Here is a 26,617-nt window from a genome sequence, read left to right as displayed (position 1 = left end):
CCCCCCGCACAGATCCGAACGTACGAATTCACGCACTCAGCTCGAACTCAGGAGTTCGACGGCAATCCGCTCATACAGCGATGGATGTTGGATCTGTCGGCGCCGATCCAATATTGACCCACCGCGAGATCCTTCCCGCGCCACCGGCGGCGTGCAAGGGCAGCGAGCACCGGAGAAAACAACGAAATCAGCATGCACACTTGGGCACGCCAATTGCAGATTGACGGCGGGGGCCCCATAGGCCGATTCGCGGGTCAACCTGAGCGTTCCGTACCTTTGCTTTGCCGCAAAGAGAACCAGGACCGCGCCATGAACCTGTTCAGCCCCGAGCTAACGCCGCCGACCGGTGAAGAGAAACCATCCCCCTGCTCGCTCAAAGCTTTCCCATCCAAGAATTTTCTGAAGTCGCTCAGGCCGGTAGCGATTCCAGCGCAGTTCTCGCCAATAGCTCTGCCAAGAAAGATCGAAGAGGTAAGGCTTCTTGATACGCACAATACTGTCAATCTCAATGAGATCACCGTAGCGATCCCGCACCTGCTGTTCGCTGGTGAACACCCGAACATGGTTTTCAGCCTCGAAGTTCGGCACACTGCAAACGCAACCTACCCCTTTAGGCCAAAGGCCAACAACCTCTCGGTCAGCCTCAATGTGCTCCAATACCTCGGTGCAAATGACGGCATCGAAGTCGCCCTCGTACTGCTGCTGCAACCGCGCATCGCCCACCCAGAACCGGTCACCGCGCTCCCCTTCCCCTAGCCTGCCCTTCGCTCGCGCGACAGCAATGGGACTGAAGTCAAATCCGCGATATTGCCCCCCATTGCCGCGTTCGGCCCAAAGGTGTGCGAAACCGCCTGTCCCACACCCTACTTCCAAAATGCTGCGGGCATGCAACGCAAGACTTGCTGCTAGCACGCCCTTAAAAAGCGGGTAATAGCCACTCAGTCGATACGGCAAATCGTAAATTCTGTCCGCCCCTCCAGAGGCATAGACGCTGTCGTATTCACCACTACCCCACTCATTCGGCATTTGCACCCCTTCACTCAAATTCGCTGTAGATAGTGGCCGATTGTGCTAACACAATCACCCCAGAATACCTAGAAACATGCTGCCAGCGCAGCGACAACCCGAACCTGCTGCTCGTCCGTGAGGTCGGCGCTCATCGGCAGGCTCATCACGCGTGCGGCGGCGGCGATGCTGTGCGGGAAGTCCTCGGGCCTGGCGTACTGGGCGTACGCAGGCTGGTGATGCAGCGGGCGCGGGTAGTGCACTGCGGTCGGCACGCCGGCCGCCTTGAGCTTGGCTTGGACCGCCTCGCGGTTGTCGACGAAGACGGTGTATTGAGCCCAGACGCAATCGCGGTCATCGCGCACGGCCAGCAGTTGCAGGCTTGGGATCGCCGCCTGCAGCTTGGCGCGGTAGGCGTCACCGAGTTCCAGGCGGCGGCGCACTTCCCATTCGAAGCGGTCCAGCTTGCCGAGCACGACGGCGCATTGCAGCGTGTCCATGCGGCCACCCACGCCGACGCGCGTGTGCAGGTAGCGCTGGCTCTGGCCGTGCGTGCGAATCTCGCGGCATGCCTGGGCCAGCGCGTCGTCGTTCGTGAAGATGGCGCCACCATCACCGTAGCAACCCAGTGGCTTGCTCGGGAAGAAGCTGGTGCAGCCGAAGGTCGACAGATTGCAGCTCTTCTTGCCCTGGTAGCTGGCGCCAAAGCTCTGCGCAGCATCCTCGATGACAGCCAGGCCATGCTTGTCGGCAATCGCGTTGATCGCGTCCATGTCCGCGACCTGGCCATACAGGCTGACCGGCATGATGGCCTTGGTCCTGGCGGTAATGGCCTCTTCAATCAGCGCCGGGTCGATGTTGGCCGTGTCGGGCTGGATGTCGACGAACACAGGCACGCCGCCGGCCAGCACGATCATCTCGGCCGTGGCGGCAAACGTGAACGGGCTGGTGATGACTTCGTCGCCGGGCTTGAGGTCCAGTGCCATCAGGCAGATGAGCAGCGCCTCGGTGCCGCTGGCAACGCTGATGCAATGCCTGGCGCCGGTGTAGGCGTTGAGCGCCGCTTCCATCTCCTTGACCTCAGGGCCGAGGATGTACTGGCCATGGTCCAGCACGGCCTGGATGCGGCCATTGATGTTGTCGCGCAGGGCCGCGTACTGGCTCTTGAGGTCGATGAAGTCCATTCAGTTCTCGATCAGTTGGAGTTGCTGGCCGCTCAGGCGGTACCGGTCGCTGGTGTTGGGGCAGGCGACTTCGACGGGTTCGGCACTGCTCAACGGCAGTTCCAGCCGCTCGCCGAAACGGCTCATCCAGCCGATCTGCCTGGCCGGCACGCCGACCATCAGCGCAAAGTCGGGCACGTCGCGGTTGATGACGGCGCCGGCGCCAATGAAGGCGTAGCGGCCGACGGTCGTGCCGCAGACTATTGTTGAGTTGGCACCCAACGTCGCGCCCTGCCTCACCAGCGTGCGGCGGTACTCGTCCTTGCGCGTGACGGCCGAGCGCGGGTTGTAGACGTTGGTGAACACCATGCTCGGGCCGCAGAAGACATCGTCTTCCAGCGTCACCGCGTCATAGACGGAAACGTTGTTCTGGATCTTGACGTTGTCGCCGATGAGCACGTCATTGCCGACGAAGACGTTCTGGCCGAAGGAGCACTTGGCGCCGATGCGGGCGCCCATACTGATGTGCACGAAGTGCCAGACGCGGCAGTCGGCGCCGAGCTGGGCGCCGTCGTCGACGATGGCCGAGGGGTGGATGGTCGTGGCCATTTTCTTCAGTAGTGCAGCGGCAGGTTGACGCGCTTGCCGTCGCGGGCACTCATGTACATCGCGATCAGCAGCTCCAGCGACTTCAGGCCCTCGCGGCCGTCGGTCTCGGGGTGGGCGTTGCCCAACTGCGTGTTGATGACGTTGTCGTAGTACAGCGGGTGGCCGAAACCGTAGACCGACGTGGTCTCGTAGCTCGCATCGGCGATCTGGGCGTCCATCTCGTGCGGCGTGTCGAACTGCCAGTGCTGGATCTCGTTGACGGCGACGCCGCCGATGCGCACCGAACCCTTCTCGCCGAGCAGCGTGATGGAGCCTTCGAGGTTCTTCGGGTAGGTCAGCATGCTGACGTTGACCGTGCCCATCGCGCCGTTGCGCCACTTCAGCGCGGCCACGCCACTGTCCTCGACCTCGATGTTGCGCGCCAGCGTGCCGGTGTAGGCCATGACGCTTTCGACCGGGCCGCAGACCCAGTCCAGCAGGTCAATGTAGTGGCTGGCCTGGTTCATGAAGGCGCCACCATCGAACTCCCAGGTGCCACGCCACTCGGCACTGTCGTAGTAGGCCTGGGGACGCGTCCAGAACACGTTGACGGCGATGTTGTAGAGCCGGCCGAAGCGGCCTTCGGACACGGCGCTCTTGAGCAATTGCAGTGTCGGGTTGCGGCGGTTCTGCTTGACGACGAAGAGGCGCACGCCGGCGTCGTCGCAGGCCTTGACCATGGCCAGACCGTCCTGCCAGCGCGTGGCCATGGGCTTCTCGGTCATCACGTCGATGCCGGCCTGAGCCACCTCGATGGCCTGGCGCGGATGCAGGCCACTGGGCGTGGTCAGCACGACGCAGTCGATACCCAGCTCCGCACGCGCGGCCAGCAGCTCGGTCAACGACCCAAAGCCGCGGGCGCCGGTCTTGGCGACGGCCGCGTTGAGTGCTGCGGCGTCCACGTCGGCCACGGCCACCAGCTCTGCCCGGTCGGCGTGCTTCTTGATGGCTTCGAAATGGTTCTGCGCGATACGGCCGCAGCCGATCAGCGCGAAGCGGACCCGGCGGCCGGTGACGAGGGAGCGGGACTGTTGCATGCGAATCACCTGTGAGTTATCGATCCTGAACGGTATTGTCGGCACGTCGCCGCCCAAACCGGGTCAGTCTGGAGAAGGCCGGATCGGCGGCCAGCGGATGACGGCACCAGGTCAGCGCCACCAACCAGGAAATGATGCAGCTGAGGATGGCCAGTGCGAACCAGGGCCAGGGCATGGGCGCGCCCGGCGCGCGCGGCTGCACCCACAGCAGCAGCGCTGGCAGAACCACCGCAATCAGCGCCACGGTCAGGCTGCGCGCCAGATGGCTGCCCAGCGCACGCCAGTCGTTGGGCAAGAAGCGCCCCTTGACGGCGTAGACCAGCGGCAATTGCAGCAGCATGGCCACGACCAACGCGGCGGCGCAAGCCCACGGTTCGCGCCAGAACCAGGCAGCGGCAGCGATCAGCCCAGCACGCGCCGGCTGGAAGACCAATTCCATGCGGGTCAGCAGGTCCATTCGACCCATCGCCACGATCAGATTGCCTATCAAACTGCTGGTGGCCGACAGGGCGCCGGCCAGGCAGAACAAGGGCACCAGCGGCGCGGCGGCATCCCATTGCGGGCCGAACAGCAGGCGCAGCGTCTCCAGTGCGTAGAGCGACACGAAACCATAGAACGGCCAGGCGACGACGGTGACGTAGGTGACGCCGATCACGTACAGCGGCTCCATCGCCTCGTGCTCGCGCACGGCCTTGGCGTAGGCCGGGTAGGCCACGTTGCGCACGGCGCCCATCAGGTCACGGTGGAAGAGGTTCATCAGCCCCTGCGCGCGGCTCAGCAGCGCAACGGGCTCGAAGCCCATCAGTTTGCCGACGGCAAGATCGTTGATGTCCATGGACACCGACGTGACGATGCCGACGGCCGAGCTCTGCGCGCCGAAGCGAAACAGGCTGCGCCAGAGCGACAGGCTGGGCCGCAGCAGCCGGCGTTCGCCCTGCGCCCACCAGGCCGCGAAGCCGGTCGTCGCGCTGATGACGAGCGTGCCCGCCACCAGACCCAACGGGCCGTAGCCTGCCCAGGACAGTCCCACGCTGGTCAACGCGCCGGCCACAGTGGCGATGAGGTTGACAACCGCGAGCACCTTGAAAGCCAGCCGCCGCCGCAGCAGCGACAGCGAGATGGTCGAGAACGGCAGCAGCAGGAAGTTCACCGAGGCCAGCCACAGCAGGTCGCGCATGCGCGGCTCGCGATAGAAGTCCGCAATCCAAGGCGCCGCGCCGAACAGCACGAGGGCCAGCGCAACGCCGATGACCAGCGTGACGCCGAGCGCCGTGCGGATGTGGTCGTCGGTGAGGTCCTTCTCCTGAATCAGATAGCTGGCGACGCCGAAGTCGCGCAGCACCTGGGCGATGCTCATGACGGCCAGCGTCACCGAGTAGACGCCTATCTCGGCCGGCGTCAGCAAGCGGGCAATCAGCAGATTGGCCGCCAGGTTGATGACGATCAGCGCATAACGCTCCGCGAACGAGAACAGCAGTGCGCGGCGCACGCTGCTCATCGCAGGGGCTCCAGCACACGGCCTTCGGCGGCGGCATCCAGCACCTGGGCCAGGCGCGCGGTGGTGGCCGCGCGGCTGTAGCGTGCGATCCCTTGCGATGGCGCCACCCGGGCTTCGCCGCGCAGCCAGCCAAGGAGCGTCTCGGCCAGCCCGGCCACGTCACCCGGCTCGCAGCGCACACCGCCACCCGTGTCGTCGAGCACCCGTGCCACCTCGCTGCCCTGCGGCACGACGGCCAGCACGGGGCGGCCGCAGCCCAGATACTCGAACAGCTTGCCAGGCAGCGACGCCGTCGCGTAGTAGCCCGTCGGCACCGGCAGGTAGAGCAGATCGGCCTGCTTCATCAGCGTCAGCGCCTGGCCATGCGGCACCGGGCCGAGCTCGGTCACCCAGTCGGTGACACCGGCCTCGGCAGCGGCGCCGGGCTTGAAGCCGGCGGCCTGCACGCACAGCCGCGCCAGCTCCGGCCGGCCTTGCGCCTTCAGCAGCGTGATCGCTGCGTACAGGTCCTGCAAGCCGTAGCCCTGGCGCCAGACACCGGTGTAGGCGACGCGCAGCAACCCGTCGGCAATGGGTGCCACCTCGCCGGAAAAATCCTTGGGCTCGAAGCCGTTGGTGATCAGGTGCAGGCCGCTGCGGCCGCAGTCGCGGGCGATGCTGTCGACCAGCGCCTGCGTCACCGTGACGATGGCCGCCGCGTCGCGCGCCGCCAGCCGCTCCAACGCCGGGTTCTGGCTCGCTTGTGCAGCCGACACCTTCTCCCAGGCCATGTCGCCGCTCGGTGTCCACTGGTCGCGGTAGTCCAGCACATAGGGCTTGCCGGTGCGGCGCGACACCTCGCGGGCGATCAGGAAGCCTGTCCACGGCCAGCCACTGGCGTAGATCGCGTCGAAACCCACGCTGTCATGCAGGGCCATCGCACGCGCGACGGCGGGCGCGAGCCAGCTGGCGGCTTCGTCCGGTACATCGGCGCGGACACGCAACCGCCAGGCCAGAGCCTCGACGACCCGTTCACCCAGCCAGCCTGCCCAGCGGCGCGCCCGCAGGCGGCTTTGCAGCGCCACCCGCTCGATGCGCGTGCCGGGGCGCACCTCGGCCAGCAGTTCCGCATCCAGCGGCGCCTGCGGCTCAGGCTCCAGCGTCAGCACCAGCGGCTCCCAGCCCACGTCGGGCAGGTGGTTGGCGAAGGCGAGGCTGCGCCGCGTGCCCGAATTGGCGACCGGCGGGTAGAGGTAGGCGATGAAGAGGACGCGGCGCATCAGTTGAGCAGTTGGCGCGCCAACCGCAGGCCGAACTTCAGGCGGTCACGATCCCAGGGCGTGAAGCGCGGGATCTGGAACACGTCGTCTGCTCGGCGCGCGGCGGCCCAGCGCGTGGCTACGGCGGCGTCGAAACCCAGCTCGCGCACGATGGCCGGGTGCACGTCGGGCAGGTAGTCGGTGCCCGGCTTGCCGTTCGGGTAGGCGAACAGACCGACCTTCTCGCCAAGCAGCGCCTGCAACACATCGCGGCTGCGGCCGATCTCGTCAGCGGCCTGCCGCAGGTCGAGCTTGGCCAGGATGGGGTGGCTGACGGTGTGGGCGCCGATCTGCATGCCGGCAGCCCGCAGCGCACGCACTTGATCGCTGCTCATCATGAGGTCGTCCGGCGCTACCACCTCGGCGCGCGCGGCGATCGCGTCGACACAGGCCACGCGAGGCTCGGGCGGCAGGTATTTGACGCGTTCGATGAGCTTGCCGAGCGCCGCTCGGCGGCCGGCGGTGTCGCCCAACGCATGCTGGCCGAGGTCCTCGCCCCGCCCGTCGACCAGGCCGCGCAGGTCCAGCGTAGGCAACCGGCTCAGGCGCACCGATTCGATCAACGTGTCGTTCCACATGCGGCCACCGTTCAGGAAGCCGGTAGCGACGAAAAAACTGCAAGACAGGCCGTGCTTGCGCAGCAGCGGCAACGCCACGTCATGGTTGTCGGCATAGCCATCGTCGAAGCTCAGCGCCGCCGCACGCGCGGGCAGGCTACCCTCGTGCAGTTGCTGAATCGCCGTGTCCAGCGGCAGCACGTTGAACCAGGACTTGACCCAGCCCAACAACTCGCCGAATCGGGTCGCGTCGACCTCGTCGGGGAACAGCGGATCGGGTTCGCGCAGCACGCGGTGGAAGATCAGCACGGTCAGGCGCGCACGCGCGCCGGCCGGGGACAACAGGCTGAACAGAGGTTTCATGACAGGTTGGGAATGTTCTTTTTCTTCTTGTCGAAACGCTTCTTCATGAACGCTGGCCAGTAGATGACCGGCTCCGCCTGCTCAGTCAGCCACTCCTTGCGCTGCAACCATCGCTGGCCGATGACGGCCAGAATCATCAAGTTGTACGGCAAGTCCCAATAGCTCAGGCTCAGGAATGCGCCGCCTACGGCATACCCGGCCAAGCTCACCTGCAGCATGCCACCGAGATCGGACAACCAATGGGTCTGCGCATGTGCGCGGCCCTTGATGCGCAGCGACCCGGCCGTGAACCAGACCATCGTGAACAACGCCAGGAAAAGGAACAAGCCGAGGAAGCCCTGCTCGCCAAGCACCATGAAGTAGATGCTGTGCGCTGCATGCGTGTCGTTCGGGTCGGGGGCGTAGACAGCGAAGATGATCCCCGTCCAGATGTAGAAGCCGCCACCGAAGAAGTGGGCCTTCGCCAGGTTCCAGGCCATCCACCACGCATTGATGCGCCCCAGGGCCGACTCGTCCTGCTGGTAAGTCTTGATGGTGTTCATGCGGTCCCACCATTCGGCCGGCATCACCGACAGCAACGCGGCCCCGATGACCACCATGACGATGGCACCAACCAGCTTGTTCTTGCCGCGCCACCATAGCACCAGGGCCATCGCCGCGATGGCCAGCAACGCGCCCCGCGAATGGCTGCCCAGCGCCGCCATGGCCATCAACATCATGCACACGGCCATCGTCACCTTGGCCCATTTGGCCTGCATCTGCATCTGCAGGAAGCGCATCAGCGGGATGACGATCACGATGGCGAGCGCAACCTCATTGTTGCCCTCGATGTAGGTGTTTTCCGGCCCCCAGACCTTGTAGCTGCCGCCGGTCAGCAGCGTGAAGGCGCCGCCCTTGACACCGAAGAAACCGATGGAGATGACCAGCACCCAGGTCAGCAGCATCATGTGGCGCTTGCTGTGCAGCAGCACGATAGCCACGAGGATCATCAGGTCGATCTTCATGACCCGCTTCCACAGGTCGAAGCTTTCGTCCCAGATCATCGAGAACGGCAGCGTGATGCAGATCCACAGCATGAAGAGCATCAGCGTGATGTTCTCGCGGTTCGTCGAGTAGTCACGCCGGTCCTTTGTGATGAACAGGCCCAGCAGCGTCGCGCCGCCGATCGCTGCGGCGAAGGGCATGGTGCTAAGGTTCCATGACAGCTGGTGCGGGTTCATGATGCTGAGCCAGGTCCAGCACAGGATGCCTATCCACGGCCGCTTGAAGGCCTGCAGGAAGCACCAGCCGATGACAGTCAGCAGGGCCAGGTCACGCATGGCGGCCCGCCTCCCGGATGGCGCTGAACAGGCCCAGCTGGCCGTCCGTCGTCGCCTGCCAGCTGAAGCCTTCGGCATAGCAACGCGTGGCGGCACGGTCGACACCAGCGGCCAGCAAGGCCTCGATGCCGGCGGCAAAGCCGGCGCCGGTACGCTCGGTCACCAGCCGCCCCGCCTCCGGCGCGGCAACGACTTCGGGCGTGCCCCAGATGTCGGTCGCGACCACGGGCGTGCCGCAGGCCATGGACTCCAGCAGCACGTTGGCCCAGCCCTCGCGGCTGGAGCACAGCAGCAGCACGTCGGCGGCGCTGTACCACTTCAGCAGTTCGGTGTTGGGTAGGGCGCCTGTCAGGCGCACCTTGTCGGCCACGCCCAGGCGGGCGGCCAGCGCCGTCAGCGCCGCCCTCTCCTCGCCCTCGCCGATGACGACAAGGCGCGCGCCGGCGCGCTGCTTCGCGAGTTCGGCCAGCGCCTCGATGGCGACATGGTGGCCCTTGCGCTCGATCAGATGGCCCACCGACAGCAGCAGCGGCTCGCCGCTCACACCGAGCTCGGCGCGCATGGCCGCCTGCGGCAGCGGGCGGAAGCGCTCCAGGTCCACGCCATTGCGCAGGGTGTGAAGCCGGGCCGGGTCATGGCCCCAGCCGCGCAGCACGTCCATCAGAGCGGCGCAGACGCCAATGGAGGCGGCGGCGCGCCGGGCCGCCCACTCGATCATGCGTTTGGGCAGCGCGTGCTGCGGGATCAGGTTGAGGTCGGTGCCGCGGGCGGTGATGGTCAGAGGCTTGTCGAACCACTTGGCCAGCAGCGCTCCGGCAACGCCGTCGGGGTAGTAATAGTGAGCGTCGATGAGGTCGAAGTCGAAGCCTTCGTCGATGAGCTGCTGCACGGCGGCGCGGGCACCCAGCGCCATCGTCAACGGTGCCGAGGTCATGCCCACTTTCGGCAGCAGCAGATAGCGCGGATGCCGCACGTCGATGCCGTTGCGCTGCTCGCGTACGGGCGTGGCGGCGAACTTGGCGTAGTCGCCCCAGCGCGGATCGTTTGAGGGGAACCATGGCACGGGCGCGATGACGCGCGACTCGACCTGGCCGCTCTTCAACAGCTCGCGCAGGCGCGTCTCGACAAAGATGCCGTGCGTCGGGCGGACGCTGCTCGGGAACAGCGTCGAGAAGGTCAGCACGCGCAAGGTCAAGGGCGAGCTCCCGCGCGCACCGCCAGGCCCACGGCCTTGCGGGCATTGCCGGCCCAGGTGAGCTGCATGCGGTTGATCGTGTCCCGCGCGCCGTCGCCCAGGCGCTGGCGCAGCGCCGGCTCGTGCGCCAGACGGGCCAGCGAGCGCTCCAGCCCCGCGGCGTCGCCTGGTTCGAAGAGCAGCGCGTTGACGTCATCGCTCAGCACCTCGGCGATGTTGGGCTGGTTGGGCGCGACGATGGCCTTGCCAAGCGCCAGGTATTCGATGAGCTTGAGCGGCGAGGCGTAGGCGACGACCGCCGGTTGCAAGGCCACGTCGAAGGCGGCCACCAGACCCGGCACGCGGTCGCGGTGGACGACGCCGGTGAAGCGCACGCGGTCGCCGAGCTTCAGGTCGGCGGCCAGTTGCTCCAGCTCGGCGCGCACCGGACCGTCGCCGACGACGAGCAGGCGCGCCTCCACCGGCGCTGCGGGGCTGGCCATCCAGCGGATGACGCGGTCCATGCCGTGCCAGTCGCGCACGAAGCCGGTGAAGCCCAGCACCAGCGCCTGCGGCCAGCCGAGGCTGGCTTTGGCATCGAGCTGCGACGGCGCGGCGGCGAAATGGGCCTCATTGATGCCGTTGGGCACGACGACGATGCGCTCGTCGGGCACGCCGACAGCGCGCACATGGTCGGCCAGCACGTCGGTCACGGGCAGCACGAAGTCAGCGCCGCGCCAGGCCTTGGCTTCGGCCCAGCGGGCCAGCCATGGCAGCCCGAGGCCGCCGAACTTGCCACGTTCCTCGGCCAGCGGCGCGTTCACCTCCAGCAGCAGCGGCAGGCCGGTGCGGCGCTTGAGCATCAGGCCGGCCAGCAGGAAGAGGTTGTAGCGCTCGTAGATGACGTCGGGCTTGAACTCGCGTGCCGCGGCGGCGACGCGCCGATAGGCCACCAGCGTGTAGACCAGCTCCAGCAGTTCGTAGACGGCCTTGGGCAGGCGGGCGCGCAGCCGCGCCACCCAGCCGACCTCGGCGCCCATCTGGCCGCTGGGCTCGTCGTCGCCACCGCCGGGCGCGACGACGCGCACCTCGTGGCCCTGCTCGCGCAGCGCCGTGATCATCTCTTCGATGTGGACCGCCTGGCCGTCCTTGGACGCAGTGCGGTGGTGGTAGAGCACCCTCATGCGGCGGCGCTCGCACGCGCCTGGCCGAGGCCGGCGTTGCGCAGGAAGGCATCGAACATCAGCAGCACCCACAGCGRCTGCGAATGGTCGAGCTGGCCGCGTTCGTGCTGGTCCAGCATGCGCGAGATGACGCCGGGGTTGAACCAGCCAGTTTGAGCCAGCGCGCCCTGTTGCAGCGCCTGACGCGTCTGCTCGCGCAGCGGGCCGCGCAGCCAGCGCGCCAGCGGCACCGAGAAGCCCATCTTGGGCCGGTACAGCACATCGTGCGGCAGCATCGGCTCCAACGCCTTCTTGAAGATGTACTTGCCCTCCTGGCCACGCAGCTTCAGGTCGGACGGCAGCGTCGCCACCCACTCGACGAGTTGGTGGTCCATCAGCGGCTCGCGCACTTCCAGGCTGTGGGCCATGCTGGCGCGGTCGACCTTGGTGTTGATGTCGCCAGGCAAATACGTGTGAATGTCCAGGTACTGGATCAGCGCCAGCGGGTCGTCGGTGCCGGCACGCTGGGCGTGGTGGTGGAAGACCTCGCTGGCATGCCAGCCCTGCAGCTCGCGCTTGAAGCTGTCGCTGAACAACTCGTTGCGCATCGGGTCGCGCACCAGGCCCATGGTGTTGAAGTAGGCGTCGACCGAGTTGCGGGCGATGGCCTGGAAGGTGGTCTTGGCGCGGAAGACGCGCGGCGCCCAGTCGGCCTTGGGGTAGAGCCTGGCCAGCGGGCCGAACACGCCCTTGCGCAGCGCCAACGGGAAGGCGCTGCGCATGCGCTCTTCCATCATGTGCATCTTGTAGCGGCGGTAGCCACCCAGGCTTTCGTCGCCACCGTCGCCACTCAGCGCCACGGTCACATGCTTGCGGGCCAGTTCGCAGACGCGGTAGGTAGGAATGGCCGACGAATCCGCGTAGGGCTCGTCGTAGAGGTGGGCCAGCAGGTCGACGAGGCCGAAGTCGTCGCTGTTGACGACTTCGACGCGGTGGTTGGTGCGGTAGCGGTCCGCCACCTGCTGCGCGAACGCGGTCTCGTTGAACTTGGGGTCGTCGAAGCCGATGGAGCAGGTGTTCACCGGCTGGTCGTCCAGCCCGGCCATCGCCGCGACGACGGCGCTGGAGTCGACGCCGCCCGACAGAAAGGCGCCCAGCGGCACCTCAGCCTTCATGCGCAGCTTGACGGACTCGCTCAGGCGCCGGCGCAACTCCTCGGCGGCCTCTTCCTCGCCGATCTTGGCGTCGAGCGTGAACTTGACATCCCAGTAGCGCTGCGGCGTGCCGAGCGCCTGGCCGCGCTTGACGAGCAGGCGGTGGCCGGGGGCGAGCTTCTGGGCGTGGCGGTAGATGGTCCAGGGGTCGGGCACATAGCCCAGCGCGAAATAGGCCTCGACGGCGCGCGGGTCGATCTCCTGGCGCAGGCCGCCGTGGGCCATCAGGCTCTTCAGCTCGGAGCCGAACAGCAACCAGCCGTCCTCGGTCAGCGCGTAGTGCAGCGGCTTCACGCCCAGGCGGTCGCGGGCCATGAACAGGCAGTCGCGCTTGCGGTCGTGGATCATGAAGGCGAACATGCCGCGCAGGTGATGCACGCAGTCCTCGCCCCAGTGCTCCCAGGCGCGCACGATGGCCTCGGAATCGCTCTTGGTGCGGAACACGTAGCCGTGGCCGCGCAGCTCGTCCATCAGCTCCAGGTAGTTGTAGACCTCACCGTTAAAAACGAGCGCCACCGACTTGTCGTCGTTGAAGATGGGCTGTTGGCCGGTCGCGATATCGATGACTGACAGGCGTCGGTGACCGAAGCCCACGCCGGGCTCGATGTGCAGGTCACCTTCATCCGGCCCGCGATGGTGCTGGGATTCGTTCATCCGATGCAGGCGCTCGCGCTCGGGGAGGCGCTGGCCGCGGGTGTCGAACAGACCGGTGATGCCGCACATGGGTTGGGACCTGATTCAGCCAAGAGGAAACCGCGCCAGCGCGACGCGGGGAAAGACGGATTCTTACCGAGCTTGGGCGTGCTGCCCGGCTACGGCGGAGCCAGGCGTGATCTCGCGCACGCCTACCCCCCTGTCCGGGGGAGGCAGCCGGCATAAAGCGCTGCATAGGCGCCCACCATGCCGTCCAGGCTGAACTCGGCCCGCGCCCGCGCCAGCGAGGCCTCGGCGAGCCGTCGGCGCAGGGCCGGCTCGTTGACGAGGCGGGCCAGCGCGGCCCCAAGCGCCGCGCTGTCCTGAGCTGGCACCAGCAGGCCGTTGCCGCCCTCGCCCTCCTCCACCAGTTCCGGATTGCCGCCCACATCGGTCGCCACGGGCGCGCAGCCGCAGGCCATGGCCTCGAGCAGGGTGTTGCTGATGCCCTCGGCCTGGGACGGCAGCGCAAAGATGTCGAACTGCGGCAGCAACTGGGCCACGTCGCTGCGGTCCCCGGGGAGCCAGGCCTGCTCAAGGGCGCCGGCTGCGGCGAGGCGTTCGCGCGCCGCGTCGAGCAGCGGGCCGCCGCCCAGCATGACGAGGCGCAGTTGCGGCCAGTCCGCCGGACAGAGTTCGCGCAGCCGCAAGAAGGCGTCGACGAGGTTGAGCGGATCTTTCACCGCCTGCATGCGGCCGACCGCGCCAATGACGAGATGCTCGCCGCGGCGGTAGGGCCAGGCCGGCGGCACCGTCGTCGCCGGCGCGAAACGCTGGGTGTCCACGCCGTTGCAGATGCGCTGCACGCGCGCTTGCGCAAAGCCGACAGGCCCGGTCAGGTAGGTCTCGATGGCCCTGGACAGCGCAACGAAGCGGTGCGTGCCCGCGCCGTAGACGCGGCGCAGTCGCTGGTTGTTGCGGCTGACGCCGCCAAGGTCGTTGGTATCCCAGCCATGCTCGCTGTGCACGCGCAACGGCACGGCGGCCGCCCAGGCGGGCCACTGGAACTCCATCGCGCCGAGGTTGCGCGTGTGCACGACGTCCGGGCGCAATTCGCGCAGCAGGCGGTAGACGCGCGGATACAGCCACAGGCCCTGTCCCGGCGGCTTGTTCAAGGCAATGAACTGCGTGCCCGGCGCCTGCACGCGCTCCTTGAAGGCGGTGATCTCGGTCACCGCCACCACCGCATGCCGGAAGGCCGGCAGGTGGTTGATGAGGTTGACGACGCCGTTCTCCAGCCCGCCGGTGTCGAAGCGGTGCAGCAGGTGGACGACCAGCGGCCGCGCGTCGCTGCTCACGAGATCAGAGACGCCAGAGGCGGAAGCCTGCGTCGACCAGCGCCTTGGCATCGAACGCCGCCTTCACGTCGATGAAGGCGCCGCCCTTGACGAGCTTTTTGCCGATATCGGCAGCGCTGAGTTCGGCGTACTCGCGGTGCGACACGGCGGCAACGATGGCATCCGCCTGCGGCAGGTCGTCAAAGGGCATCAGGCGCACGCCGTACTCATGCATGGCCTCGTCGGCCTCGGCCTGCGCGTCGGTCACGAAGATCTCGACGCCATAGGTCTTGAGCTCGTTGATGATGTCGATGACCTTGGAGTTGCGCAGGTCGCCGCAATTCTCCTTGAAGGTCAGGCCCAGCACGTTGATGCGCGCACCCTTGACCGGGCTGCCGCTGGCGATCATCTGCTTGATGGTCTGCTCGGCGATGAACTTGCCCATGCCGTCGTTGATGCGTCGGCCAGCCAGGATGACCTGCGGGTGATAGCCCAGCATGTCGGCCTTGTGGGTCAGGTAGTAGGGGTCGACGCCGATGCAGTGACCACCAACGAGACCCGGCTTGAACTTCAGGAAGTTCCACTTCGTACCGGCGGCTTCCAGCACCTCGGAAGTGTCGATGCCGAGCTTGTCGAAGATGATGGACAGCTCGTTCATCAGCGCGATGTTGAGGTCGCGCTGGGTGTTCTCGATGACCTTGGCGGCCTCGGCGGCCTTGATGCTGGAGGCACGGTGCACGCCGGGCTCGACGATCATTTCGTAGACCTGGGCGACCTTGGCGAGCGTCTCGGGCGTGTCGCCGGAGACGATCTTCAGGATCTTGGTCAGCGTGTGTTCCTTGTCGCCCGGGTTGATGCGCTCGGGGCTGTAGCCGACGAAGAAGTCTTCCTTCCACTTCAGGCCCGACTCGCGCTCCAGCACGGGGATGCAGACCTCCTCGGTCGCGCCCGGGTAGACGGTGCTCTCGTAGACGACGATGGCGCCCTGCTTCATGTTGCGGCCGACGCTGATGCTTGATCCGATCAGCGGGCGGAAGTCGGGGATGTGAGCCTCGTCCACGGGCGTGGGCACGGCGACGATGATGACGTCGGCCTCGGCCAGCAGGGCCGGGTCATCGGTATAGACGGCGTACTTGGCGGCCTGGACTTCCTCGTCCGTCAGCTCTCGGCTCGGATCGGTGCCGCGCTGGCAGGCCTCGACCTTGTTCTTGGCGATGTCAAAGCCGATGGTGCGGATCTGCTTGCCGAACTCCACCACCAGGGGCAGGCCCACGTAACCGAGGCCGATGACTGCGAGCGTGTTCATGGATAGGTTCTCGTTGCTGTGATTTTTGAAGGCGCGTGATTGTCACTGCTTGTGTGCGGCGTCACGGTCTCGGACCCCACGCAAAGCGGTGTCCAGCGTGGACCAGTGCGCACGCAGAAAGTCCCTCAGCAGCGCGTCTTCGTCACCCACGTCAGCCTTGTCGGCGTAGACGAGCACAACCGCTGCATCATCACCATGCCCCAGCAGGCGCTGCAAGGCGCCGTAGAGCTTGGCCTGCCAGTCGCTAATGAACGGCCGGCCGTTGATCCAGTAGATCTGCCAGACCCGCAGCCGGGGCGCCTGGTTGCCACCACCGCTGACCTGGCTCAGCGCCTGGCCACGCAGCTCCCCGGTGAGCCAGGGCAGCGGCCCGGCCGGCGCGTCGAGCATGGCTTGGCCCGAGCCCGTCTTTGACCAATCCTTGTCGTTCTCGTCATTGACGAGCTGGTTGACCGAGGTGATGAGCTGATGGCCGTAGCGCTGGTCGCGGTAGTAGCCGACATAGACACCGACAGCCGGCCCGCCGGCTTCCGGCTCGAAGCGGCCATGCAGCACGGCGGCCGGGTTATCGAAATGCGGTCGCCAACTCGTCAGCGGCTCGTCTTGCCAGGCCCAACCCGACACGGCGGGTGCGGCCAGCATCGGTTCGCCGTGCGCGCCCGCTTGCTGGGTCTGGGAGCGCAGCAGTRTGGGCAGGGCCAGCGTCAGCGCCGCAGCGAGCAAGGCGCCCGACCACAGCGCGGGCGAGGCAGCATGCAGGGCGACACCGGCGGGCGCGGGCTGCAGTTCCGGATCGGGCTCGGACCAGCGTGCACCGATCATGAACATGGCCAGCATGATGATGCCGAAGAAGACCCAGCCGTAGATGATGTGGTCCACCCCGACGGCCAGCCTGTTGCCGGACAGATGGCCCAGCATGACGATCATGTAGGCACGCAGCCAGTTGGCTACCAGCGGCGTGATGATCGCGACGCCAACGAAGGCCCATCGCTTGCGGTAGGAGCGGTAGTTCAGATACGCGAACAGCGTGCCGACCATGAGCGACGCCATCAGGTAGCGGATGCCGCTGCAGGCCTGCACGACCGACCAGGAGCCCGTCGGGATGATGAACTGCGTGCCTTCACGGAACACCGGGATGCCGGTGATACGCAGCGCGACGACAGTGAAGTCCGCCGTGCGGTCGATCAGCCACGGCGTCATGAAGTCGCCAAAGGGCACGGCAAAGAACAGGAAGCCGAGYGGGAAGGCAATGCGGCGCGCAACCTCGGTGCCCAACAGGGCCGGGACCATCAGGACGAACATGCCCACCAACGCGAACTGCGTCGCCGCGTTGGCCGCCACCAGATCGCCCAGCAGCCACAGCACGCCCAGCAACGGCATCAGCCACAGCCAGCGCAGCACGGGACGGGGCGTCACGACGGCCAGGTCGGCGCGCAGTCGCCAGACCAGCCAGGCCGAGATGGGCGGCACCACCCAGGCGTGGGCGAAGGTCTCGGAGCGGTTCCAGATGAACACCATGGCCGCGCCGGTGTCGTAGTACAGCGCGGCGACCAGCGCCCAGGCCAGGGCCAGGCCGAGCAGCGGCAGCCGCCAAGGCTTGGGCAGGTTCAGCATGCCGTCTCCAGATGATGATCAAGGCCGGCCAGGTGAGCATCCCAGCTGTAGGCGCCGACGACGAAATTGCGCGCGCTGCTGCCGGCAGCGTCGGCCACAACACGGTCAGCCAGCAGTGCGCCGATGCGCGCCAGATAGTCTGCTGCGTCATCAGCGGGCTGCAGACCGGGCTGGGCATCAAGCGTGATGGCGCGCACGCAGCTGCCGGCGGCGACGACCGGCCTGGCCATGGACATGGCCTCCAGCACCTTGTTCTGGAGGCCGCGCGCCAGCCGAAGCGGCGCGACTACGGCGGCCGCGTGTTGAAGATAGGGCCGAACGTCGGGCACAGTGCCGGTCACGTTGACGGCCTCGCTCGCCAGCGCCTGCACGGCCGGCGCCGGGCTGCGGCCGACGATGTGGAAACGCAGCGCCGGGAAGCGCTCGCGCAGCGCCGGCAGCATGTCGGTCACGAACCAGGTCACCGCGTCGACATTGGGCCAGTAGTCCATCGCGCCGGTGAACACCAGCGGCAGTTCGCTGGCCACGAACGGGCTGGCGCGGGCCGGGTCGGGCACGAAGAAGTCGGCGTCGACGCCGTTGCCCAGCGCGGCGAGATTCAACGCCTGGCCGGGGGAGAGTTCGCGGAAGAGTGCGACCTCGTTGTCGGTGACGAAAAAGCTGCATGCAGCCTCGCGCGCGACGCGCTGCTCGAAGCCCAGCAGCTTGTTGAACTCGCGGCGGTAGAGCCACGACATGGGCCAGGCATGCTCGGGCGCGTAGTCGCGCCACTTGGCCGAGTCGACGTCGACGAAGTCCACCAACGTCTTCACGTTCTTCAGGCTGCCCGTGTACTGCGCCATCACGCCGCTGAAGACGACGACGGCATCGAAGCCGACGCGCGCGGCCGTCTCGTCCACCCAGGCCTGCAGGCCGGCGTCGCGGTAGTAGGGCAGGCTCAGAGCCTCGCCGCTCAGCAGGCCGCGCAGGCTCAGCAACTTGGCGCTGCGCGGGTTCAGGCGAGCCGCGTGCAGGCTGGTGCACAGCTCGCGCACGCGCGGCAGATGCTGCTCGTCGTCGGGGTCGTCGACGAAGGTGCCGAGATGAACCTCATGCCGCGCCGCCAGGTGCTTGAGCAGGTGGTAAGAGCGCACCTTGTCGCCCTTGTTGGGCGGGTAGGGCAGGCGGTGGACGAGGTAGAGGATCTTCAACTGACCCGCCTCAGCCGAGGTTCTTGACGATGAAGGGACCGAGCCAGTTCGCGACGCCGATGGGCAGCTTTCGCCAGGCCTTGATCATCAGCTGGTACTTGGGGTTGTTCGGGTTGTTCTGGGGAATCGCGTCGCGCTTGAAGAGGCGGTATTCGTAGCTCAGCGGCTGCGGCTCAAAGCCCCAGTTCTTCTTGAAGGCATAGGGGCCGGTGCCCTGCTTGCTGCGGCCGTAGTCGAAGACCTTGAGGCCGCGCGCGCAGGCACGGCGCATCAGCTCCCAGTACTTGAAGTCGTTGGCGGCGAGGTCGCGGGCCGCCTCGTCGTCGCCGGCGTAATAGGGCAGCACCTCGTCGCGGAAGTAGAAGCTCAGCACGGTGGACAGCGGCTTGCCGGTTGGGGCCGTGACGGTCAGCACCTCAGCATCGGCGCCGAACTCATCCAGCAGCGCCTGGAAGTATTTCTTCGGCATGGCCGGTGTGCCGTGGCGGTGCACGTTGTCGGCATAGAGGTCGAAGAAGCGGTCGACGTTGGCGTCGATGTCCGCCTTCAACTCGTTCTTGATGCCCTTGCGCACCATGGCCCGCTGTTTGCGCGGGATGGCCAGCATATTGGCCTCTTCGTCCGCCAGGATCTCCTTGCGGAAGGTGACGTAGAGGTCCTGGCGCGGCCAGTCGGCGTGGCGGGTGGGGCCGAGGTTGCGGTACTCGAGGTGCTCGGCGCCCTGCCCTCTGGCGATCTTCTCGGCTTCGGCTTCGAGGGCCGCCGCCGCCTCGTCGTTCAGCGCGGCGACACCGCCGTAGACCGCGAAGGGCAGGCTGGCGACCGAGTGGCCGAACAGCCGGCTCTTGACCTCGGCCAGCGGCAGCACGCCTTCGATGACGCCGTCACGCTCGGCATAGAGGAAGAAGCCCTTGTGGCCGAAGCTGCGCTCGATGACGCGCAGCCAGCCGCTGCGGTGGAAGAAGGTGGCCTGCGGATGGGCGAGGACGAAAGCGTCCCAGCGCGCGGACAAGGCTTGGTCTTGCGCGGCGAGCCGCGCAATGCGGAGGGAAGCGCTCATTCAGGCCTGGCTCAGCGAGGGCGCCGGAGCGCGCGGGCTGGCCTCGCGGCCAAGGAAGATCTCGTCCATCCGGCCCCAGCGGAAGTCTTCCAGCAGCCGCGCGATGCGGCCATGGGTGCGCGGGATGTTGACGTAGTGGCGAAAGCGCGTCTTGGCGTTGATGCCGGCCACGCGCGGCTGCTCGGGGTCGATTTCCCAGGGGTGGAAGTAGAAGACCGCAGACTCGCCGTCAACCTCGTTGACGCGGCGAATCATCCAGCGCGACAGCGCATAAGGCAGCAGCCGGAAATAGCCGCCGCCACTGCTGGGCAGGTTGCGCGAGCCCAGGCGCAGCGTCGTCACCGGGATCTCGAGCAAGCCCTCGCGCACCGGGTAGGCGAAGCGCGGCGAGTCGGGCATGCCGTAGTGGTCATGCGCGATTGGGTAGACGCTGGACGAGTAGCGGTAGCCCGCGTCGCGCAGAACGTCGAAGGCCCAGAGGTTGCCCTTGCCGATGGAGAAGCTCGGCGCGCGGTAGCCCACGACGGGCACACCGCCGAGGTCTTCCAGAAGCTTCTTGGCGCTGGCGATGTCTTCCAGGAATGCCGCCGGGCTGAGGTCGCTGGCGCGCTCGTGGCCATAGCCGTGGCTGGCCAGTTCGTGCCCGCCGGCCACTATTGATCTGACGAGCTGCGGGTAGCGCTCGGCGATCCAGCCCAGCGTGAAGAAGGTGGCGTGGACCTGCTTGTCGGCCAGCAGCGCGAGGATGCTGTTGATATTGCGCTCGACGCGGCATTCCAGCCCGTTCCAGTCCTCGCGCTTGATGTAGGGCGCAAAGGCCGAGACCTGGAAGTAGTCTTCCACGTCGATGCTCATGGCATTGCGCAAGGCGGGGGTCTTGGTGGGCATCAGCATGGCAATCTCACTCGATTCAATGCTGCTTGACGGCGTCGACCAGCTTCTGCAGCAGGGCCAGCGTCTGCAGGTTGATGCGCTCCAGACGCATCATGCTGCGCTCCAGCCGCTGCAGGCGGTCGGTATGGTGGTCGGCGTTGAGGGCGGCAATCTCGGACGACAAGCCGTCGACATCGGCCACGCTCAACTTCAGGCGCGAGATGTCCAGCGATCCGGGCGCACTGTCCAGCGCACCGGGCCGGCTGTCCGGCAGCCTAGCGGGCGTGCTGTCCAGCGGGCTGGCGTCGCTGTTGCGCGGGATCTCGCTCTCCTGGGCGATGTCCTTGAGCACGTCCTTCACGTCGGCCAGCGTCAGGTGGCTGCGGCCCTGCATGAAGCCCAGCAGCAGCAGGCGGTCGCAGAGCCGGTTGATGCGGCGCGGGATGCCGTTGCTGGCCTTGTGGATGGCCGGGAAGGCCTCGTGGTCGAAGGTGGGCTTGCCAGTGGAGCCTGCGCACTTCAGGCGGTGCTCCATGTAGCGCTGGGTCTCGTCCTCATCCAGCGGGCCGATGTGGCAAGTGGCCGCGACGCGCTGGCGGAACTGCTCCATCTCCGGCTTCTGCAGGATGCTGCGGAACTCGGGCTGGCCAACGAGGAAGGTCTGCAGCAGCGACTGGTTGGCGAACTGGAAGTTGGACAGCATGCGCAACTCCTCCACCGCGCGAGCGGTCAGGTTCTGCGCCTCGTCGACGATGAGCAGGCAGCGCTTGCCCTGGGTCACCTGGTTGACGAAGAAGGCCTCCAGCGTCATCAACAGCTCGGACTTGGGCGCGTCCTTGACGCGCACGCCAAAAGCCGCGCCCACCATGCGAAGCGTGTCCTCGGCGTCGAGCTGGGTCGTCACGACATTGCCGATGACGACGTTGCTGCGGTTCAGGCTGTCCAGCAGGCCGCGCAGCAGCGTGGTCTTGCCGGCACCGATCTCGCCGGTGATGACGATGAAGCCGTCATTGCGCAGCACGCCGTAGTCCAGATAGGCCTTGGCCCGGCGATGCTGTTTGCTGCCGAAGTAGAAGTTCGGATCCGGGCTGAGCTGGAACGGCTTGCTGCTCAGGCCGTAGAAGGCTTCGTACATGTCAGTGGAGCCAGGGGCGTTTCATGTCAGAACTGTTGGGTCAGGTTGGCGTAGACCGCATTCTCGGTGTACGGCGTGCCACCTTCGAACCGGCTGCGGCGAGCGCCCAGCTGCCCGTTGAGCCGCTGACCAAGACGGATGTTCCAGTTGGCGAGCAGGCTGGTCAGCCGCACCGACTGCCCATTCAGGTCGCCTGTTGTCTCCAGGCGGGAGGCCGTCAGCGCCACGCCAGACAGCGGCGTCATCTGATGGCTCGCCGTCAACGAGTAGGAGCGCTGCTCGATGCGCGAGGTGTTGGCGAGATCGCCTTCATTCTGGTTGTTGCCCAGCCGCGTCGTGACCGAGCGGTTGACCTGAACGGACAGGCTGCTGCGCACGCCTTGCAGCGTGACGTTGAGCATCTGGCTGCGCAGCCGACTCGGCCCCGTCGACAGGAAACCGCCCGCCACCGCAGCGTCGGGCGACAGCCCCTGCGCCTGCAGATACGCGCGCACGAGGGAATCGCGCTTCACCACGTCGGGTTCGATCGACGCGAACAGCAGGAAGAACTGGTCGTAGTTGGTGCGCAAGCCACCCGTGGAGCCGGTGTTGCCCAGCATGGCGCTGTCCGTGTCGGAGAAACGCCAGACGGAGCGCGAGAGGCGATGCTCAAAACTCAGCGCGTGAGTGTTGCCGTAGTTGTGGCGCTGCAAATCGACGTTGATGCGGGTCCGCTGTGTCGGCGTCCATTCCGCGCTCGCACCGACGGTCGGCCCGTTGGCGTTACCACTGCCCTGGTAGTCATTGCGCTCGCGGCCAGCATTGACCGTGAAATTCCAGTCCGGGTCCGGCCGGTAGTTCAGCCCCGCCGTCAATGACTCGTTGTGATTGGATACCGCCGTTGCCGACGACGAGGTGACCCGCTGGCTGGTGGCTTGCAGCCACCAGCCTAGTACGCCAGCATTCCATTCGCTGATGCGCAACGAGCCACCGCTGCCACGGCTGTCGCCCAGGCTGCTGCCACGCACTTCGGTGCGCGTGAAGTCGCCGCGCAGGTCATAGGTGGCCACGCCACCCAGCATGCCGCGCAACGACGGCGACACCGCGAGCGTGGCGGTTTCGCGCTGGTTCTCGTTGGCCAGGCTGGACGCCGCACTTTGAGAGCCTAGCGTGGGAGCGCTTTGCACACCGAAGGCTGAGGTGTTCTGCTGGCCGATGCTGGCCCGGACGTCGACGAAAAGGGTACGGCTAATCAGCTCGGCCTGCAGGTTGGCCGACAGCGAGTTCTGAAGGCGTGATGGTTGATCGGACTTTACGTAAGCGATGCCATTCAGCGAATAGTCCAGCGTGCCGCGCAGTGCGCCGCTGTTGCTGAAGAGACTGAAGCCGGGCGACACCGTCGTGATCAGCGCCGCGTCCTTGTTCTTGTCGTCCAACCGCAGGTTGTCCGTCCAGGTCTGCGTCACACCCAGTCGCGTCGACACGAGCATGCCGCTGCTTCCTTCGGCAGCACCGCCCTGCTGAGCCTGCGCTACCGTGGCCCAGGCGGCAAGTGCGAACGCGAGGCAACGCTGCTCAGCTTTGCGCCGAGTCATTGCTGCCATACCCATAGCCGTAGCCGTACCCGTATCCGTAGCCATACCCATAGCCGTAGCCACCGGCAGCGTTGGGGCTCGCCTGGTTCAGAAGCATCATCTTCACCGGGCAGTTCTCGATGGCGGCCAGGGCCTGCTGGACAGCGCTCTGCGGTGTCTTCTCGGCATGGACCACGATGATGATCTGCCCCATGTGGGAGGCCAGCACGCGCGATTCGGTCGTCAACAGCAGCGGCGGCGAATCGAAGATGATGATGCGATCGGGGTAGCGCTTGGCCATGGTGTCGAGCATGTGGCTCATCGCATCGCTGGCCAGTAGTTCTGTCGCGCGGGCATGGGGCGTGCCGCTGGGCAGGATGGTCAGCTTCTCGACATTGGTGCGCAGCAGCACCTCGGACATGTCGACCCTCTCCTCCAGCACATCCAGCAAGCCTGGCCCTTGCGGCAGGCCCAGCATGCGCAGTACCGAGGGCCGCGCCACGTCGGCATCGACCAGCATGACCGTGTTGTCCAGTTCGGCCGCGATGCTCAACGCGAGATTGACGGAGGTGAAGCTCTTGCCCTCGCCCGCCAGCGCGCTGGTCACCATCAACAGATTGGCATGGTTGATGGTCGAAGCGCCCTTGCCCATGGCGTTCTTGATCAGTGGGCGCTTGATGACGCGGTACTGGTCACCGGTCTGCGAGCGCGGCGTGTGCGGCATCAAGAAGCCCTGCGCAGCCAGCGCCACCACGTCCAGTTCGACCCGCTTGGAGGACGGGTGCGGGCCATCCTCAACCACCGATATGCCAACCGGCAGCGGTGCGGGTTGGGCCGAGGGCTGACTCACCGCTGCGGCAATTGCAGGCGGTGGCCGGACGAGCGATTGCTCGACTGGCGGCGCGCCCTGCTCGTCACCAGGAAGCACTACGCCAGCCTGGCGCAGTTGTTCGAGCCGCTGGGCGGCCTGTTCGATCAAGCTCGCCATATCAAACCACCTGCCGACTCAGTTGAACGGCCAAGACCGTCAAGGCAACGGCAAACATCACCAGTAGCCCTCCGGCGCCCGCAGAAAACCGAATCAGATCGACGCGAAAACGCGCACGGTCTGCATCGGTGACAAGCCGGGTCACCACACCCAGTATGGGCAATTCGACGCGAGCGCGCAGGTCGTTGGCGTCATGAAATACCGGCCGCAACTGGCTCGCCGCAAAGGTCGTGAAGAGCCCCACAAGCAGGGCCGCAGCCATGGCGCCGGCCAGCATCAGCAGGCGGTTGGGCGCCACCGGTTTGGGATTGGCGCGCGGCGGGTCGATGACACGGAAATCGGCCACGCCGGACGCGACGTCCAACTCGCCTGAAATAGACGCCTGCTCACGCCGTCCGACGAGGTCCAGGTAGTTCTTCTTGTGGATTTCGTAGTCGCGATTCAGCTGAGCCGCCTCGGACTCCATCTGCGGAGCCGTCTTGAGCGCTGCCATCGCCTGGGCGTAGCGGGAGGAATACTCGTCCACCCGGGCCCGCAGCGATGCCACCTGCACCTCGGTCGTCGCAAGGATGCGCACCATTTCCTGGACAGCCGGGTTGCCCGAACTCTGCGCCCCAGATCCCACCGGTACGTTCATCGCCGCCTTGCGCAACTCGACGAGCTCGCGCTTGCGCTGGTCCTCGAGATCCTTGATGAGCTTGCGTGTGGAGACGATGTCAGGATGCTGATCCGTAAACCGCTGCAGCAAAGCGTCAAGGTTGCGGCGGTGCTCGGATATGCGCGCATCGAGCTCAGGCGTGCTGACGTTGGCCGTCGACTCCTGCATCAGGCTCTGCGCCGTCGTCTGCGCACCACCACGACCCTTCTCGGCCTCCAACTGACTCTTGGCGGCATCCCGCGCATTCATGGCCTCGCGCAATTCGAGCCGGGCCTTGTCAAGCTGGGTACTGAGTTCGCCGATGTGGGCTGCCGCGTCCTTGCCGTCGCCGGCCATGTTGGACAGATTCTTCAGCCGAAATTCTTTGAGCCGGGCCTCGGCCTCCTCCAGCTTGGTCTCGTACGACTTGATCTGCTCGTTGATGAAGGTCGTCGCCGTCGACGTGCCCTGACGTGTCTGCCCGAGGCTGGACTCCACAAAGATCGACACCAGAGACTGCACGACGCGCTTGGCAGTCTCCGGATCGCTGTCGCGGTAGCCGAGCATGTAGAGGTTGTCCCGCCCGCTGCTCTGGATGGAGAGATTGGCCGTCACCGCCTCGATGGTGGCCTCCTGCTGTGCCTTGGACTGGTTCTTCAGATCCAGGTCGGCCATACGCACCAGCTTCTCGACGTTGGGCCGGCTGATCAGCGTGCGACTCAGCATCGTGACCTGCTGCTCGACATTGGGCTGCACCGCCAGGCCCGCCATCAGCGGCTTCAGGATGGACTGAGTGTCGACATAGATGCGGGCACTGGCCTCGTATCGATCCGGCAGCACGAACACGACCACCGCGCCCACCACACCGGCCACCCAGGCCACGACCAGCCCAATCCAGCGGTACTTCCACATGCGCCGGACGATGACCAGCAACTGAGCAATCAGCAATTCCATCGAAAACAGTCTCAGTTAATGCCTTGGCGACGACGGCCGCAACTCGGCGCTCAAGCGCCACGCCGATTCAGAACAGGCTCTGCGGAATGATCAGAATGTCGCCCGGCCGCATTTCGACATTGGCAGACACATCGCCGCGCTTGATCAAATCCTTCAAGCGCACCGAGTACTGCTGGTTGCCTTCGGCCGTTCGCAAGATGGTGGCGCTGTTGCCCGCCGCGAAGTCCGTCAGGCCGCCCACGGCGATCATCACGTCCAGCAAACTCATCTTCTGCTTGTACGGTAGGAACTGCGGCTTCGCAGCCTCTCCCACGACGCGAATCTGCTCACTGTACGGGCCGACAAAGCTTGTGACGATGACGGTCACGACCGGATCGCGCACGTACTTGCTGAGCTGCTTCTCCACGTCGCGCGCGACCTGGACCGAGGTCTTCCCCTGCACAACGATCTCATCCACCAGCGGCGCAGCGATCTTGCCGTCGGGTCGAACCGGCACAGCCATGGACAGTTCGGGATTGCGCCAGACCTGGATGTTGAGGTTGTCACCGGCGCCGATGATGTAGCTGTATTCATCGCCTGCCACCTTGAGCGGCGCAGGCGGATGCGATGGGGTTGCACACCCCACCAGCCACACCGCCAAGAGTGCGAGAACCCCCCCCCGCAGCCCGCGCCGCACCTGCACGCCGCTCGATGACGTCAATTGCGCATCAATGCGATTCGAAGCATGAATGGCGTTCAAGGCGAGTCCTCTCCAGTCTGATCATCAAAAAGCCTAAGGCCTGAAGCAACCGCCCAGGCCAGATTTGGCGCGCTGCATGATGCCATAGGCCGGTCACCGCTCCAGCAGCCGATTCGGGGGGAGAACGTGTTTTCCGGCACACCCTCGGAGCCAGCCGCC

Annotated in this window: 22 protein-coding genes; all 22 read right to left on the bottom strand. The window is 66.3% G+C overall.

Annotation, left to right across the window (positions count from 1 at the left end):
* Window positions 1-330: 330 nt before the first annotated feature.
* Window positions 331-1,026 carry a class I SAM-dependent methyltransferase gene (locus ACXRVZ_RS13290; protein ID WP_458232469.1) on the bottom strand — a complete coding sequence of 232 codons (696 nt, stop codon included), beginning with the start codon at window positions 1,024-1,026 and terminating at the stop codon, window positions 331-333.
* Between the two features lie 68 nt (window positions 1,027-1,094).
* Window positions 1,095-2,189, bottom strand: coding sequence for a DegT/DnrJ/EryC1/StrS family aminotransferase (locus tag ACXRVZ_RS13285; RefSeq protein ID WP_457427324.1), 1,095 nt, complete (start codon window positions 2,187-2,189; stop codon window positions 1,095-1,097).
* Entirely contained in the window at window positions 2,190-2,777 is a 588-nt protein-coding gene (locus tag ACXRVZ_RS13280; protein ID WP_457427322.1) for a DapH/DapD/GlmU-related protein, read from the bottom strand.
* 5 nt (window positions 2,778-2,782) lie between these two features.
* Window positions 2,783-3,853: a Gfo/Idh/MocA family protein gene (locus ACXRVZ_RS13275; protein ID WP_457427320.1), complete on the bottom strand. Its 1,071-nt coding sequence runs from the start codon at window positions 3,851-3,853 to the stop codon at window positions 2,783-2,785.
* Window positions 3,854-3,869: 16 nt separating this feature from the next.
* Entirely contained in the window at window positions 3,870-5,351 is a 1,482-nt protein-coding gene (locus tag ACXRVZ_RS13270) for a lipopolysaccharide biosynthesis protein (protein ID WP_457427318.1), read from the bottom strand.
* Window positions 5,348-6,610 (bottom strand): glycosyltransferase, encoded by a 1,263-nt coding sequence (locus ACXRVZ_RS13265; RefSeq protein ID WP_457427316.1) that lies wholly within the window; start codon window positions 6,608-6,610, stop codon window positions 5,348-5,350. Before ACXRVZ_RS13265 ends, ACXRVZ_RS13270 begins: the two co-directional genes overlap by 4 nt.
* Window positions 6,610-7,569, bottom strand: coding sequence for a polysaccharide deacetylase family protein (locus tag ACXRVZ_RS13260; protein ID WP_457427314.1), 960 nt, complete (start codon window positions 7,567-7,569; stop codon window positions 6,610-6,612). Before ACXRVZ_RS13260 ends, ACXRVZ_RS13265 begins: the two co-directional genes overlap by 1 nt.
* Window positions 7,566-8,888: a putative O-glycosylation ligase, exosortase A system-associated gene (locus ACXRVZ_RS13255; protein ID WP_457427313.1), complete on the bottom strand. Its 1,323-nt coding sequence runs from the start codon at window positions 8,886-8,888 to the stop codon at window positions 7,566-7,568. Before ACXRVZ_RS13255 ends, ACXRVZ_RS13260 begins: the two co-directional genes overlap by 4 nt.
* Window positions 8,881-10,077: a glycosyltransferase family 4 protein gene (locus ACXRVZ_RS13250; protein ID WP_457427328.1), complete on the bottom strand. Its 1,197-nt coding sequence runs from the start codon at window positions 10,075-10,077 to the stop codon at window positions 8,881-8,883. Before ACXRVZ_RS13250 ends, ACXRVZ_RS13255 begins: the two co-directional genes overlap by 8 nt.
* Window positions 10,078-10,079: 2 nt before the next feature.
* Window positions 10,080-11,246, bottom strand: a complete 1,167-nt coding sequence (locus ACXRVZ_RS13245) for a glycosyltransferase family 4 protein (RefSeq protein WP_457427311.1) — start codon at window positions 11,244-11,246, stop codon at window positions 10,080-10,082.
* On the bottom strand, window positions 11,243-13,162 hold the full coding sequence (locus ACXRVZ_RS13240) for an XrtA/PEP-CTERM system amidotransferase (RefSeq protein WP_458232468.1): 1,920 nt from the start codon (window positions 13,160-13,162) through the stop codon (window positions 11,243-11,245). Before ACXRVZ_RS13240 ends, ACXRVZ_RS13245 begins: the two co-directional genes overlap by 4 nt.
* Before the next feature lie 122 nt (window positions 13,163-13,284).
* Window positions 13,285-14,430: a TIGR03088 family PEP-CTERM/XrtA system glycosyltransferase gene (locus ACXRVZ_RS13235; protein WP_457427307.1), complete on the bottom strand. Its 1,146-nt coding sequence runs from the start codon at window positions 14,428-14,430 to the stop codon at window positions 13,285-13,287.
* 4 nt (window positions 14,431-14,434) lie between these two features.
* Complete coding sequence (locus ACXRVZ_RS13230) at window positions 14,435-15,715, bottom strand: nucleotide sugar dehydrogenase (protein ID WP_457427305.1); 1,281 nt, start codon at window positions 15,713-15,715, stop codon at window positions 14,435-14,437.
* A 42-nt stretch (window positions 15,716-15,757) separates the two neighbouring features.
* Window positions 15,758-17,329 (bottom strand): exosortase A, encoded by a 1,572-nt coding sequence (gene xrtA, locus ACXRVZ_RS13225; RefSeq protein WP_458232467.1) that lies wholly within the window; start codon window positions 17,327-17,329, stop codon window positions 15,758-15,760.
* Window positions 17,323-18,519, bottom strand: a complete 1,197-nt coding sequence (locus ACXRVZ_RS13220) for a TIGR03087 family PEP-CTERM/XrtA system glycosyltransferase (protein WP_457427301.1) — start codon at window positions 18,517-18,519, stop codon at window positions 17,323-17,325. Before ACXRVZ_RS13220 ends, xrtA begins: the two co-directional genes overlap by 7 nt.
* 10 nt (window positions 18,520-18,529) lie before the next feature.
* Entirely contained in the window at window positions 18,530-19,579 is a 1,050-nt protein-coding gene (locus ACXRVZ_RS13215; protein WP_457427299.1) for a FemAB family XrtA/PEP-CTERM system-associated protein, read from the bottom strand.
* Complete coding sequence (locus ACXRVZ_RS13210; RefSeq protein WP_457427297.1) at window positions 19,580-20,473, bottom strand: XrtA system polysaccharide deacetylase; 894 nt, start codon at window positions 20,471-20,473, stop codon at window positions 19,580-19,582.
* A 16-nt stretch (window positions 20,474-20,489) separates the two neighbouring features.
* Window positions 20,490-21,587 (bottom strand): XrtA/PEP-CTERM system-associated ATPase, encoded by a 1,098-nt coding sequence (locus ACXRVZ_RS13205; protein WP_458232466.1) that lies wholly within the window; start codon window positions 21,585-21,587, stop codon window positions 20,490-20,492.
* A gap of 26 nt (window positions 21,588-21,613) precedes the next feature.
* A complete protein-coding gene (locus tag ACXRVZ_RS13200) occupies window positions 21,614-23,224 on the bottom strand; it encodes a TIGR03016 family PEP-CTERM system-associated outer membrane protein (protein WP_457427293.1) in 1,611 nt (536 codons plus the stop codon).
* A complete protein-coding gene (locus ACXRVZ_RS13195) occupies window positions 23,142-24,128 on the bottom strand; it encodes an XrtA-associated tyrosine autokinase (RefSeq protein WP_458232465.1) in 987 nt (328 codons plus the stop codon). Before ACXRVZ_RS13195 ends, ACXRVZ_RS13200 begins: the two co-directional genes overlap by 83 nt.
* Before the next feature lies 1 nt (window position 24,129).
* Window positions 24,130-25,719, bottom strand: coding sequence for an XrtA system polysaccharide chain length determinant (locus tag ACXRVZ_RS13190; RefSeq protein ID WP_458232464.1), 1,590 nt, complete (start codon window positions 25,717-25,719; stop codon window positions 24,130-24,132).
* Window positions 25,720-25,786: 67 nt separating this feature from the next.
* Window positions 25,787-26,395, bottom strand: a complete 609-nt coding sequence (locus ACXRVZ_RS13185; protein ID WP_458232470.1) for an XrtA/PEP-CTERM system exopolysaccharide export protein — start codon at window positions 26,393-26,395, stop codon at window positions 25,787-25,789.
* Window positions 26,396-26,617: the final 222 nt, after the last annotated feature.

Source organism: Roseateles sp. P5_E8 (assembly GCF_054177665.1).
This window is presented reverse-complemented; position numbering and strand designations above follow the sequence as displayed.

What these genes read in the sequence shown, in the direction of transcription:
- ACXRVZ_RS13275 (WP_457427320.1), bottom strand. Translation starts at nt 3,853, where the DNA reads ATGCAACAGTCCCGCTCCCTCGTCACCGGCCGCCGGGTCCGCTTCGCG.
- ACXRVZ_RS13260 (WP_457427314.1), bottom strand. Translation starts at nt 7,569, where the DNA reads ATGAAACCTCTGTTCAGCCTGTTGTCCCCGGCCGGCGCGCGTGCGCGC.
- ACXRVZ_RS13205 (WP_458232466.1), bottom strand. Translation starts at nt 21,587, where the DNA reads ATGTACGAAGCCTTCTACGGCCTGAGCAGCAAGCCGTTCCAGCTCAGC.
- ACXRVZ_RS13210 (WP_457427297.1), bottom strand. Translation starts at nt 20,473, where the DNA reads ATGCTGATGCCCACCAAGACCCCCGCCTTGCGCAATGCCATGAGCATC.
- ACXRVZ_RS13230 (WP_457427305.1), bottom strand. Translation starts at nt 15,715, where the DNA reads ATGAACACGCTCGCAGTCATCGGCCTCGGTTACGTGGGCCTGCCCCTG.
- ACXRVZ_RS13280 (WP_457427322.1), bottom strand. Translation starts at nt 2,777, where the DNA reads ATGGCCACGACCATCCACCCCTCGGCCATCGTCGACGACGGCGCCCAG.
- ACXRVZ_RS13270 (WP_457427318.1), bottom strand. Translation starts at nt 5,351, where the DNA reads ATGAGCAGCGTGCGCCGCGCACTGCTGTTCTCGTTCGCGGAGCGTTAT.
- ACXRVZ_RS13265 (WP_457427316.1), bottom strand. Translation starts at nt 6,610, where the DNA reads ATGCGCCGCGTCCTCTTCATCGCCTACCTCTACCCGCCGGTCGCCAAT.
- ACXRVZ_RS13195 (WP_458232465.1), bottom strand. Translation starts at nt 24,128, where the DNA reads ATGGCGAGCTTGATCGAACAGGCCGCCCAGCGGCTCGAACAACTGCGC.
- ACXRVZ_RS13245 (WP_457427311.1), bottom strand. Translation starts at nt 11,246, where the DNA reads ATGAGGGTGCTCTACCACCACCGCACTGCGTCCAAGGACGGCCAGGCG.
- ACXRVZ_RS13190 (WP_458232464.1), bottom strand. Translation starts at nt 25,719, where the DNA reads ATGGAATTGCTGATTGCTCAGTTGCTGGTCATCGTCCGGCGCATGTGG.
- ACXRVZ_RS13215 (WP_457427299.1), bottom strand. Translation starts at nt 19,579, where the DNA reads ATGAGCGCTTCCCTCCGCATTGCGCGGCTCGCCGCGCAAGACCAAGCC.
- ACXRVZ_RS13285 (WP_457427324.1), bottom strand. Translation starts at nt 2,189, where the DNA reads ATGGACTTCATCGACCTCAAGAGCCAGTACGCGGCCCTGCGCGACAAC.
- ACXRVZ_RS13255 (WP_457427313.1), bottom strand. Translation starts at nt 8,888, where the DNA reads ATGCGTGACCTGGCCCTGCTGACTGTCATCGGCTGGTGCTTCCTGCAG.
- ACXRVZ_RS13290 (WP_458232469.1), bottom strand. Translation starts at nt 1,026, where the DNA reads ATGCCGAATGAGTGGGGTAGTGGTGAATACGACAGCGTCTATGCCTCT.